Origin of the sequence: Exiguobacterium sp. s130 (genome assembly GCF_018619055.1) — a bacterium.
GTDB lineage: Bacteria > Bacillota > Bacilli > Exiguobacteriales > Exiguobacteriaceae > Exiguobacterium_A.
This window is the reverse complement of the sequence record NZ_JACSNI010000002.1, coordinates 425717-438442: the sequence shown is the minus strand read 5'-3', so window position 1 is coordinate 438442 and position 12726 is coordinate 425717. Positions and strand designations below refer to the sequence as shown.

Below are 12726 nucleotides of genomic sequence, written 5' to 3'. Positions count from 1 at the left end.
ATGTTACGCACATTCATGCACGCTAAACTACACAAGGCCCGGGTCACCGAGGCAAACTTACACTATGTTGGTTCGATTACGATCGATGAAGATTTACTCGATGCTGTCGGGATTCTTGAAAATGAAAAAGTCCAAGTGACGAACAATCAGAACGGTGCACGGATTGAAACGTATGCGATTAAAGGTGCTCGTGGTTCAGGTGTCATCTGTTTGAACGGTGCGGCAGCTCGCCATTTCCAAGTCGGAGATGAGGTCATCATCATGGCGTACGCGCAACTATCCACGGAAGAAATCGCGACACATGTTCCAAAAGTGGCTGTTCTAAATGAACAGAACGACATCAAACAAATGTTGTCTCAAGAAATCGCCCACACGATCTTATGAAATTTTAGAGACCCGATCATGTCAGCGGGTCTCTTTTTTTGTTAAGATGAAGAATGAAATGCCATCCGGTCATGGAGAGGATGGATAAAAGGTGGAGGATCAGTGTTGAAGAAAAAGTACGTCGTAGTCGACCTGGAAACGACAGGTCATTCCATAAAGGCTGGCGATGAGATGATTGAGATCGGCATGGCGGTCATTGAAGATGGACAGTTGACAGAACAATTGTCTGCCTTCGTGCGTCCGACCCAACCGATTCCTCCGTTCATTTCCCAGTTGACGGGCATCACGGATGAGGATGTCAAAGAGGCCGAGACATTCGATGTCATTGCACCACGTGTCTTATCATTGCTCGATGGTGGTGTCTTCGTCGCACATAATGTGCAGTTCGATTTAAACTTCTTAAACGATGCGTTAGAAGAGGAAGGATACTTGCCGTACACAGGTCCTGTCATCGATACGGTCGAACTCGCACGAATCTTACTTCCGACAGCAGAAAGCCACGCGCTGTCGCATCTGTCAGAGTCATTACAACTTGCCCATCAAGAGGCGCACCGGGCAGGGAGTGACGCTTCGGCGACGGCTGAATTGTTGCTTGAACTACTCAAACGACTACATACGTTGCCGCTTGAGACATTGAAGCACTTAAGACGTTTATCACCACGCCTGTTCAGTGCCATCGAAGAGGAAATCGACCATGCGATTCGTTTAGTCGGCATCGAGGAGGATTCACAGTTTGATCGTTTCCGTAAAATCGCTTTGAAAAAGCGCCAGACGATGGAGCGGTTGGCACATCCACCCGTTCTTGAACCGTTCGGACCATTCGTTGATGAATTGAATGCCGTGACGTTCCCTCGTCTATTCGAAGGATATGAAGAGCGACGTGGGCAGCTCGAGATGATGCGTCATGTCTATCAATCGCTCGATCAAGAAACGCCGTTACTTGTCGAAGCGGGAACGGGAACCGGGAAATCGCTCGGTTACTTAGTCCCGGCAGCGCACTACGCGCTCGAACATGAAGTGCCAATTGTCGTCAGTACACACACGATTCAATTACAGGAGCAACTGTTCGCGCGTGATTTACCGCTACTGCGTCAATTGTTCGATACGCCGGTCCAGATTGCATTGCTTAAAGGACGAAGTAACTATATCGATTTACGGAAATTCGAGTTTTTCTTGAATGATCAAGAGGATGTCTATAACTTCACGCTCGCAAAAGCGATTCTCCTCGTTTGGTTGACGGAGACGGAAACAGGAGATTTAGAGGAAGTCAGCTTACCGGGTGGTGCAGCGCAAGGCAATATCGGAATCAAGCAATTGATTCAATCCGATAGTCAATCGCAGCTTGGACGGTTTGATCCCTGGTACAGTCGGGACTTCTTCCAGCATGCAATTCGCCAAGCGAAAGATGCGACGATTATCGTCACGAACCATGCGTTGTTGTTTAGTGATCTGCAGTTCGAAGCAGGGGTCTTACCGAAAGGAAGTCCGTTGATTCTTGACGAGGCACACCAAATCGAAGAAGTCGCGAGCCATCATTTTGGTCTCGTCTTTGATGGACATACGTTTGATCGTCTGTTCCGCCAACTCGGGTATTCATCTGACAAAAAATTATTACACCGCTTGCTCGATCTGTCGGAAGAATGGGATATCGCCGAGATGGTTGAAGCCCATAGTGAGACGGTCGATGAAGCACTGACGACTTTGCTCGAAGAAGCAGACGGCCTACTGATGATCGTTCAAGCATATGGGCTCGAACTGGCTTCCCGCAAAGCACGACGGGAAGGAATGGTCAGCATTCGCTTTAAGCGACTCGATCGTTCGATGCGTGCCGTCCAGGAAAGTGCCAAGCGGGTTGAATTGGTGTTGCGGCGTTTGCGTCAAGCAATTCGTGCGATTCATAAACTGTTCCATGAACACCGGGAGCAAATGAGTTATCGGGAGCGTTCGCTCGTCGCGGATTTAAAAGCGATCACGGCACAAATCGAAGAAGCAGAGCTCGCAATCTTCGAGACGATGCTTGCTCCATTCGATGACACGGTATCTTGGATCGAGACGTCCGTTAAGAACCGGAAGCTAACACGCGTCTACACACAACCAATCGACATTTCAGAGCGATTACGACGCGATGTCTTTTCAAAACGGACGTGTATCTTAACGTCGGCGACGTTGACAGTCTCGAACAAGTTCCAGTTCATTGAGAACCGATTAGGACTCGATGCGTTTGAGACACGCCGTTTCGTCGTGCCGTCGCCGTTCGGATATGCCGAAAACGTTCGACTGATGATTCCGACGGATCTCCCACTCTTACAGGATGTGCCATTGCCAGAATTCGCGGAGACGATTGCGGAAGCCATCTTACAAATCGCAGAGGTGACGGAGGGACGGATGCTTGTCTTATTTACCTCGAACGACTTGCTACGACTGACGCATGAGGCGACGAAGCCGTTGCTGCCAGACCGGTTTACATTACTCTCGCAAGGGGTCACGCAAGGTTCACGGCAACGACTGATGAAACAGTTCAAGCAACTCGATGCCTGTATCTTGTTCGGGACGGCTAGTTTTTGGGAAGGGGTCGATATCCCGGGAGATGATCTCAGTTGTCTCGTCATCGTCCGCCTACCATTCGCGCCACCGGATCAACCAATCGTCCAAGCACGCTCGGAACGGATTGAAAAACTCGGAAAATCATCATTTTTCGAATACAGCCTACCGCAAGCAATCATTCGCTTTAAACAAGGGTTTGGTCGCTTGATCCGGACGACGAACGATCGTGGTGTCGTCTTCGTGCTCGATCGCCGGATCGAGACGACGCGTTATGGAAAACGATTTGTCACGAGTCTGCCGAAAGTGCCTGTTTTATCAAAACCACTCGACGAACTGACGGCAGAACTAGAATTGTTCTTGAATGATGGCGATTGAGTCTATTCAGATAAACCCTATCGCATTATAATAGATAGAGAAAAATGAGGGAGGACATACAGATGGATTCAAAAATTGAAACACTTGCGACCGTCAAAGTGAATCGCCATGACGATACGTATAAAATCGTCGACTTATTGAACCGGACGCTGAAAACGGAAGATTTAATGTTCGGTCTTGCTCTCGATGAAAAAGATAAGGAGCAGATGGTCTTCACCATCTACCGCACATGAAGTGGAAAGTCACGCTTGGTCTGCTGAGCGCACTCATCATCTTGGCTGTTCTTGGAACAGCCGTTTATCAGGTGACGATTGCTGAGGCAAAAGACCGGGAACAGAGCGTCGCCGAGCAAGCAGAGGCACGTCTGAAAAAAGAACTCAAGCCAACGGACGTCCGGTTCGAATCTATCTTTAACGGGAAACGCCAATATGTCGTTTTTACGATGAAGCAGAGTGGACAGGCGGTACGGGCGTTCGTTCCGAAAAAAGGAGCGATTGAGACACGACCGGTTGCCGATGGTTTTGCCATCAAGACCGTTATCGCGGATCATCCGGAACTCGGAGATATCGTGTCTGCTAAGTACGGCTTTGAGGATCGTGCCGTCATCGAGATCGTTTCAAAGACAACGACAGGCTATGATTATTCGTATTACACGTATCAAGAAGGTTCTTTCATCAAACGATTACGAATCAAGTAAAGGGAGTGGGCGACATGTTATCGAAACGCGTACGACAATTGACACCATCTACGACGCTAGCCATCACAGCGAAAGCCAAGGCACTACGTGAAGAAGGTCAAGACATCATCGGTTTAGGTGCGGGAGAGCCCGACTTCAATACACCGGAATTCATCATCCAAGCAGCATTCGAGGCAGCAGAAGCAGGCGATACGAAATACACGCCGTCTGGCGGAACGGTTGCCTTGAAGGATGCGATCATTGAAAAAACACGCCGTGACTTATGGATGCCATATGAACGTTCAGAAGTCATGGTCGCTTCAGGAGCAAAGCATGCACTATCAACGTTGTTCCAAGCGATTCTCGACCCAGGCGATGAAGTCATCGTCCCAGCACCATACTGGGTCAGTTATCCAGAGCAAATTAAACTCAGTGACGGCGTACCGGTCATTTTAGAGACGGACGAATCGTCTCGCTTCAAAGTGACACGGGAATTGCTCGAGCAACATATTACCCCAAAAACGAAAGCACTCGTCTTGAACTCACCATCGAATCCGACAGGAATGGTCTATTCGAAAGAAGAGCTCGAGATGGTAGCAGATGTTGCAATCAAGCACGATCTACTCGTCATCAGTGACGAGATTTATGAAAAGTTGCTCTATAACGGTGCGACACATATTTCGATCGCGTCCTTACCAGAAATGCGCGAACGGACGGTCATCATCAATGGTGTCTCGAAGTCCCATGCGATGACAGGCTGGCGGATCGGGTATGCAATCGGACCGAAGGAGATCATCTCTGCGATGACGAACTTAGCGAGCCATTCAACGTCGAATCCGACATCGATTGCGCAAGCAGCATCGGTTGCTGCGTATGCTGAAGGTGATGCACCGGTCGAAGCGATGCGTGTCATCTTTGAAGAACGACTTGAAAAAATCTATGCACGACTCATCGAGATTGAAGGATTAACGTGTCTGAAGCCGGAAGGGGCATTCTACTTGTTCCCACATGCAAAGCAAGCTGCTGAGATGTGTGGATTCGATAATGTCGATGACTGGTGTACAGCTGTTTTATCTGAAGCGAAGGTTGCCTTGATTCCAGGTTCAGGATTTGGTGCACCGGACTATGTCCGCCTATCTTATGCGACGGACCCGGCACGTGTCTTAGAGGCACTCGACCGGATTGAAGGATTCATCACGGCCCATACAGCCGTTTAATAGAGAGAGGATGTTGACTGTTGAAAACAATGATTCGGGATGTAAATAAATATGTAGGAGAAGAAGTGACGATTGGGTGTTGGTTAGCAAACAAACGCTCGAGTGGTAAAATCGCCTTCCTCCAACTTCGGGATGGCTCGGGATTCATGCAGGGTGTCGTCGTTAAAGAAACGGTCGGCGAAGACTTATTTAAACAAGCAAAAGGCTTAACACAGGAATCATCACTTTGGGTGACAGGTGTCATCAAATCAGATGGCGGTCGGACAGCGATCGGTCATGAAATGGAAATTTCAAAAATCGAAGTCATCCATGAAGCGATCGATTATCCGATTACACCAAAAGCACACGGAACGGATTTCTTGATGGATAACCGTCACCTCTGGTTACGTTCAAAGCGTCAGCATGCGGTCATGGTCGTTCGGAATGAATTGATTCGTGCGACATACGAATTCTTCAACCAAGAAGGATTCATCAAAGTGGATCCGCCAATCTTAACAGGTAGTGCGCCAGAAGGAACGACAGAATTGTTCCACACGAAATATTTCGATGAAGATGCTTATCTTTCACAATCTGGCCAGCTTTATATGGAAGCGGCAGCGATGGCACTTGGAAAGGTCTTCTCGTTCGGTCCGACGTTCCGTGCTGAAAAATCAAAAACACGTCGTCACTTGATCGAATTCTGGATGATGGAGCCGGAGATGGCGTTCCACGATCACGAGATGAACCTCGAAGTCCAAGAAAACTACGTCTCGCACCTCGTGCAATCGGCACTCAAAAATTGCCGTGCTGAACTCGAATTGCTTGGACGTGACTTGACGGTCCTTGAAAACATTAACGCACCGTTCCCACGCGTCAAGTATACAGAAGCAATCGACATGCTCAAGGAGCAAGGATTCGACGATATCGAATTCGGCGATGACTTTGGTGCACCACACGAGACAGCAATCGCCAACAGCTTTGCGCGCCCTGTCTTCATCACGCACTGGCCAAAAGCGATCAAACCGTTCTACATGAAAGAAGATCCGGAAAACCCAGATTTCGTTTTATGTGATGATTTGATTGCCCCTGAAGGATACGGGGAAATCGTCGGTGGTTCACAACGTGAAGAAGATCATGACAAACTTCTCGCGGAGATGAAGAAACATGGTCTTGATGAGACGGGTGCCTATAAATGGTATCTTGAAACACGTCAATACGGTTCTGTTCCACACAGTGGCTTCGGTCTTGGTTTAGAACGGACAGTTGCTTGGATTACAGGCGTCGAGCACGTTCGGGAAACGATTCCGTTCCCACGTCTGCTGAACCGTCTCTATCCTTAAGCAGAGTAAGGAAAAACATCGACCCATCGTCTCGACGGGTCGATTTCTTGTTTAGACTAGAGAATCGAGGAAATACGATGAATCATAATTTAGTGCAATTATTCGAGGAAGGGACGGTCGTCTTACCGAAACGATTGTTCACCGAAGCAAAACGATTAGGTATCAGTTTTGTCGAGTTCACGTTAATTGGTCAACTGTTTGCCTGTCGGGCAGAAGGCATGGAGATGCCGTCTCCGGAAGAGTTAAGTAATCGACTTGGACTATCCGAGACGGAAACGATCGAGACGACTCTCGGTCTATTGCAAAAAGGATTACTAGCGATGGAGAATGTCAACGGATCAGAACGTTATTCGCTTGTGCCACTTTACGAAAAACTGATGGCACCACCGGAACAGGAAGCACCAAACTTTGATACAATCAACCCGTCTGTCTTCCAACAGTTCGAACGGGAACTGGGCATGATGTCCCCATTTCAGATGGAGCAAATCATTCAGTGGTTGACGATCGAAAATATTTCGGAAGAGCTCGTGCTCGCTGCACTTCGAGAAGCGGTCTATCATAACGTTCGCAAGATGACTTATATCAATCAAATTTTACGAACATGGGAACGCGAAGGCATCAAGACACTTGAGGATCTTGCCGGGCGAGGAGGCTGAGTAGATGTTACGGAAAGCAGAAATCGATCGGATTGAAGCGACGTTAGAAGAGATGTTTCCGGATGCATTTTGCGAGTTGATTCACCGCAATCCGTTTGAACTGGTCGTTGCGGTCGCACTGAGTGCGCAAGCGACCGACGTACTCGTCAATCAGGTGACGCCTGGATTATTTGCTGCTTATCCAGATCCTGCTTCACTTGCTGCGGCACCGGTTGAGGAAATCGAGGACAAGATCAAACGACTTGGATTATACCGGAATAAAGCCAAAAACATCAAGGCACTGGCAGCACAACTCCTTGCGCAACACGACGGTGAAGTCCCGACGGAACGAGCCGAACTTGAAGCATTACCTGGTGTCGGGCGTAAAACGGCAAATGTCGTCTTGTCTGTCGCCTTCGATGTCCCGGCATTTGCGGTTGATACACATGTCGAGCGCGTCTCGAAACGTCTCGGAATCTGTCGGTGGAAGGATAATGTCACACAGGTTGAAGCGACACTCATGCGCCGTTTCAAACGAGAACGTTGGTCAAAACTCCATCATCAATTCATCTTCTTTGGACGTTATCACTGTAAGGCACAACGTCCGAACTGTGAAGCTTGCCCGTTACTCGACATGTGTCGAGAAGGGAAAAAGCGGACAAAAGGATTAGCGACACCATAAAAAAGTGGATCCCTATCGGATCCACTTTTTTTGAGTCATCAACCATTCCAAGGGGTATCGGACCATTCACGACGCTTTTTCGTGATCGGTACTTTTTTGAAACCCCAGTTTCGGAAATCTTGGTCCGGGCTATCGCGGCGAATGTAAATTTTATCTTTGATGGCTTTAAAAATCCGGTTTTCGTCCCCATAATGGACAAACCGTGGTTTTACCTCGATGACACCACGACGGACGCGGGACAAAGGTAAGCAGACCAAATCGGCAATCTCAAGACCAGATTGGTAGAGGTCGCTGTCTTTTTCAGCAAAGATGAAGCCCTTGATTTTTTGACGGCTTTTTTCAACGTCGAGATGGACCGTTCCTGAATTGAAGATATCGAAGAATGCCTTTTGAATCAGCAAGTTCTGATAATCATCACGACTTTCAAGCACAACACGTGCACTCGTTGCTTCTGTCTCATCAAGGAAGGAATAGAACGATTTCATTAGATGAGCGAAGGCAACGACATACGGATCCTTCGGTGTCGAGAAGAAGTCTTGCAGCTTCTGTTTATCGACTTCGACACTGACGATCGTACAATCGATATCGACTAAAAATTCCGGTAAGGCAATCCAGAAGTGACGCAACATATCGATCGTGATCCCGTCTTCTTTTCCATATGGATGTTCGGCTTTTAAAATTTCTTTGAGATGAAGCGGAATATGTGGATCCTCAAAGACTTTTGCCTTGAAGTCCATCAAACGTTGACGAAGCGGACTCGGTTCGCCCGTCTCATCCGAATCGATGGCATATTTATATTCCATCAAGACACCTGTTAGATTGAATTGTGTATTCCCCTTAGGTGTTCCCGTCTCGTCAACGAACATGATGTATTTCTTCGGGGCAGGGGTTGAGTTCTTAGGAAATCCTTTGACATCAACGCCTTTGACGTTCGATTGTACCCGTTTGTTCAAATGAATCTCCTCCAATTGCACGATAATTACACAGTCTTAAGAAAGAAATGCTCTTGATGCCACTTTACACGCTAGGCGACTGAAAAGCTATAGCCTGGCAAGTGAAACCGGTGAAACATTCCCTTATAGATTAGGTGTTCGACTCAAGGAAGATAACTCCTGTTTTTAATTATTATTCTTCGCCATTCATCAATCGATCGATATAGCGGACGGATTTAATCGTTTCATTGAAACGTTTCAGACTCGTCTTCGGCTGAAAGGCTTGGACAGAAATCTGCTTCAGTTGATCCACAGCACTTTCGACCATGCTCGGACGTAAGTAAGGACTATCTTGGGCATTCGTTTGCCACTGCGCAATCAGTTGATCTGCTCGTTCGACGAACGGTACGACGTCTCGATTGAAGTCATATTCGGTTCCGGCACGTCCTTCTTGATATATACGTTCAATCTCTTGTAATAACGGTTCAATTGTCATTGGTTTTTAACTACTCCTCTCGGCCGATACGGTACAATCACATATCATGGTACAATAAACACGATAGGAGGGGAATCGTTTTGAACTACCCGAATGGGAAAAAATTTCAAAAGCCACTCGAGTCGCACGGAACCCGAATCAAGAAGGCACGATCAACCGATTCAACCTTTTCAAATCGTGGGATGACGCTCGAAAAATTATTGAATGAAAGTAATACGTTTTATCTGACTCATAATCGGGCAATCATTCACAAGAAACCCACTCCGTTACAAATCGTTCAAGTGGATTATCCAAAGCGGTCTGCAGCTGTCGTCAAAGAAGCTTATTTTAAGCAACCATCGACGACCGATTATAATGGTGTCTACCGCGGAAAATATATTGATTTCGAAGCGAAGGAGACGACAAATAAAACGTCCTTCCCGATAAAAAATTTTCACCCCCATCAAATCGCACACATGCGTCAATGTGTCGAACATGGAGGAATTTGTTTTGTCATCATTCGATTCAGTCTGTATAATGTGCAATATGTGCTTTCAGTCGAGCACGTGTTCCCCTGGTGGGATCAACTCGAAAGCGGACGGAAATCCATTCCGCTGACGATCATCGAACAAGACGGTATCAAAGTCGAGACTGGCGCGTACCCTGCTATCGATTATTTAAAGGCAGTGGACGAACTATATTTCAATTCAGACACTTTTTGATTGAAGGAGAAGGATAGCATATGGAAAGAAGTCGTGTCGCACGTCGTGAAGAGACGAAGTCATCTGAGAAAAAGATGAAACGGACGAAACGTCCCCAAAAGAAAAAATCAGGTGGAGGATCCGGTGGGAAAGGTCCACTCTGGAAAAAGTTATTGTTGATTGCTACCGGATTATTCATCTTGATGATGTTGATCGGAGGCGGATTTGCGGCTTATGCGATTGCTACGGCACCTGAGCTTGATGAAGCAGAGCTTCGTGATGCCTTACCGTTAAAGATTTATGCAAGTAATAAAGAGGAAATCACAAAAGGCGGAACGAGCCGAGAATATGTGTCGATCGATGAAGTACCAGAAGTCGTCAAGGACGCATTCATCTCGATCGAGGACCGTCGCTTTTATCAGCATAACGGGATTGATTTCCGCCGTCTCGGAGGTGCCATCATCGCAAACGTCACCGATGGATTTGGTTCTGAAGGCGCTTCGACGATCACACAACAGGTCGTCAAACAATCATTCCTCAGCTTTGATAAAACAATCACACGGAAAGTCCAAGAGCAATGGCTTGCGATCCGCTTAGAGCAGGATTATACGAAAGATCAGATTTTAGAGATGTACTTGAATAAAAACTACTATGGTCAAAACTCATTTGGCATCCAGACCGCTTCAAAAGCCTATTTCAATAAATCAGTTGATAAGTTGAATTATGCGGAAGCTGCAATGCTCGCGGGATTACCGCAACGTCCGACAGCTTATGATCCCATCAAAGGAGATCCGAAGCTAACGAAATGGCGTCAGACACAAGTCCTCAATGCGATGCAAACGACAGGCGTCATTACAAAAGCGCAACGAGATAAAGCGGTCAAACAACCAATTTCGAAATTAATCAATCCGGCGCCGAAGTCAACGAAAGATGAATCATATGATAGTGTCATCTTCGACATGGTATCAAAAGAGTTAGAAGATGATTTTGGTCTAGAAGGAAAAGATATCTATGGTCAAGGGTTAAAGATCTATACGTCGATTGATAAGCCGATGCATGACTATATGAACGAAGCGATCAAAAAAGATCAAATCGTTCAATTACCGGAATATGCTGAAACGGCTGCTACGGCAATTAATACGCAAACCGGAGAAATTCTTGCAGTCGTCGATGGTAAAAATCCAGGTAAAGGAACAGCGCGACGAAACTATGCAAATGAACCCCATCAACCGGGATCATCCGCAAAACCATTCTTCGCATACGGTCCTGCCATCGAAAATGACAAATGGTCGACTGCGAAACAATTGACGGATAAGCCGACAGAAGTCAACGGAAAAGAGATTGGAAACTATTATGATGGATATCGTGGTACGAATACGATTCGTCATTGGTTGAAAATCTCGGCTAACACACCTGCCATTCAAACGTTCCAAGAAATTGGTGGGGATGCAGTCGAAGCATTCGCTGAAAAGTCTGGCTTGAAAATGAAAGACGATGAGTCGATTTCACCAGCTTATGCAATTGGTGGGATGAAGCATGGTTTTAATACGACTCAGATGGCAGGAGCTTATGCAACACTGGGTAATGGGGGCGATTACATCAAACCACACGTCATTAAATCGATTGAGTACAGTGACGGATCTAAAATCAAGTCACCAATCAAATCGAAAAAGGCGATGGAAGACTACACAGCTTATATGTTGACGGATATGCTTCGTGATGTCTTGAAACCAGGTGGTACGTTCCCAAGTGCTGGGTTGTCGTTTGATGCAGCCGGTAAGACAGGGACAACCAATGCTTATAAAGATGTCTGGTTTGCAGGATATACATCTGATGTCTCGATCAGTGTCTGGACAGGAACAACGAAATCAGGAAACAACAATGGATCCGGACTCAGTGGTCCATATAACAGTACGATGGCACAGCAAATCTGGAAAGATTTCATTACAAAAACACGCGATCGAACGCCAGCGCCATTTGAACAACCAAGTTCTGTCCTCAGTATCGGAAACGAATTATACGTGAAAGGGACGAAGGAACCTGTCGTTGAAAAAAAGACGGTACCCGCTCCGACTGGATTACAAGCATCTTACGATGAAGACGAAAAGAGCGGTGAACTGACTTGGAACTACAATGACGCTGCGCTTCGTGCCAATGGGTATGATAATGTATCGTTTGAAGTGAAGATGACAGATGCTGATGGTAAATCATCGACAGTCGGAACGAGTACGACGAATCGAATCAGTATCAGTGGGTTAAAGCCAGGTCGCTCGATATTCCAAGTCGTAGCGAAAGCGTCAGGAGAAAAATCGGGACCAGTCTCGACGACGGTAACGGTCACCGATCCTGAAGAAGAAAAACCGTCAACGGACGAGCCAACGACGGACGAGTCAACGGACGAGTCAACGGATGAGCCAACGACGGACGAGTCAACGACGGATGAACCGTCAACGGACGAACCGTCAACGGACGAGTCAACGACAGACGAGCCAACGACGGACGAGTCAACGGACGAGCCAACGACGGACGAGTCAACGACGGATGAACCGTCAACGGACGAGTCAACGACAGACGAACCAACGACGGATGAACCGTCAACAGATACACCGAATTCAAATGATGGTGCGAATGCACAAAACAATTCGAACGGTTCAACGGAACGAAACAACTCGAATGATAATGGAAATAATGGTCGTGGAAACGACGCTACGAATTCTACAACACCATAAGCACGACTTGTAAAGAAAGACAAGACCAAAGACGAGTAGATCGTTCTTTGGTCTTGC

The 12726-nt window shown here is 47.0% G+C and carries 12 protein-coding genes; 10 read left to right on the top strand and 2 right to left on the bottom strand.

Annotated features, from left to right (window positions below; all coding sequences use genetic code 11):
- The 8 genes from panD (at position 1) to nth (ending at position 7832) form a co-directional block, all read left to right on the top strand.
- The gene (gene panD, locus HZS85_RS06195; RefSeq protein WP_029341994.1) at positions 1 to 384 is read left to right on the top strand and encodes an aspartate 1-decarboxylase; all 384 of its coding nucleotides are present in this window, start codon (positions 1 to 3) and stop codon (positions 382 to 384) included.
- Between the two features lie 105 nt (positions 385 to 489).
- Complete coding sequence (gene dinG / locus HZS85_RS06190; RefSeq protein ID WP_214854405.1) at positions 490 to 3303, top strand: ATP-dependent DNA helicase DinG; 2814 nt, start codon at positions 490 to 492, stop codon at positions 3301 to 3303.
- Positions 3304 to 3365: 62 nt separating this feature from the next.
- Positions 3366 to 3536, top strand: coding sequence for a YpmA family protein (locus tag HZS85_RS06185; RefSeq protein WP_012370646.1), 171 nt, complete (start codon positions 3366 to 3368; stop codon positions 3534 to 3536).
- Positions 3533 to 4000 (top strand): hypothetical protein, encoded by a 468-nt coding sequence (locus HZS85_RS06180; protein ID WP_214854402.1) that lies wholly within the window; start codon positions 3533 to 3535, stop codon positions 3998 to 4000. The genes HZS85_RS06185 and HZS85_RS06180 overlap by 4 nt, the downstream gene beginning before the upstream one ends.
- A gap of 14 nt (positions 4001 to 4014) precedes the next feature.
- Entirely contained in the window at positions 4015 to 5196 is a 1182-nt protein-coding gene (locus HZS85_RS06175; protein WP_214854399.1) for a pyridoxal phosphate-dependent aminotransferase, read from the top strand.
- A gap of 29 nt (positions 5197 to 5225) precedes the next feature.
- A complete protein-coding gene (gene asnS / locus HZS85_RS06170; RefSeq protein WP_396201014.1) occupies positions 5226 to 6515 on the top strand; it encodes an asparagine--tRNA ligase in 1290 nt (429 codons plus the stop codon).
- A gap of 77 nt (positions 6516 to 6592) precedes the next feature.
- Positions 6593 to 7171, top strand: a complete 579-nt coding sequence (locus HZS85_RS06165; RefSeq protein WP_023468616.1) for a DnaD domain-containing protein — start codon at positions 6593 to 6595, stop codon at positions 7169 to 7171.
- Between the two features lie 4 nt (positions 7172 to 7175).
- Positions 7176 to 7832, top strand: a complete 657-nt coding sequence (nth, locus tag HZS85_RS06160) for an endonuclease III (protein WP_214854393.1) — start codon at positions 7176 to 7178, stop codon at positions 7830 to 7832.
- 38 nt (positions 7833 to 7870) lie between these two features.
- On the opposite strand, the gene HZS85_RS06155 is transcribed toward nth, so the two are convergent.
- Together HZS85_RS06155 and HZS85_RS06150 are read right to left on the bottom strand one after the other, a co-directional pair.
- The gene (locus HZS85_RS06155; RefSeq protein ID WP_023468614.1) at positions 7871 to 8785 is read right to left on the bottom strand and encodes a DUF3800 domain-containing protein; all 915 of its coding nucleotides are present in this window, start codon (positions 8783 to 8785) and stop codon (positions 7871 to 7873) included.
- A gap of 172 nt (positions 8786 to 8957) precedes the next feature.
- Entirely contained in the window at positions 8958 to 9260 is a 303-nt protein-coding gene (locus tag HZS85_RS06150; RefSeq protein ID WP_023468613.1) for a DUF1798 family protein, read from the bottom strand.
- A gap of 74 nt (positions 9261 to 9334) precedes the next feature.
- Between HZS85_RS06150 and recU the strand changes: the two genes are divergently transcribed.
- Both recU and HZS85_RS06140 read left to right on the top strand, forming a co-directional pair.
- Positions 9335 to 9961: a Holliday junction resolvase RecU gene (gene recU, locus HZS85_RS06145; protein ID WP_035409519.1), complete on the top strand. Its 627-nt coding sequence runs from the start codon at positions 9335 to 9337 to the stop codon at positions 9959 to 9961.
- Between the two features lie 20 nt (positions 9962 to 9981).
- Positions 9982 to 12669: a PBP1A family penicillin-binding protein gene (locus HZS85_RS06140; RefSeq protein ID WP_214854390.1), complete on the top strand. Its 2688-nt coding sequence runs from the start codon at positions 9982 to 9984 to the stop codon at positions 12667 to 12669.
- Positions 12670 to 12726 lie beyond the last annotated feature (57 nt).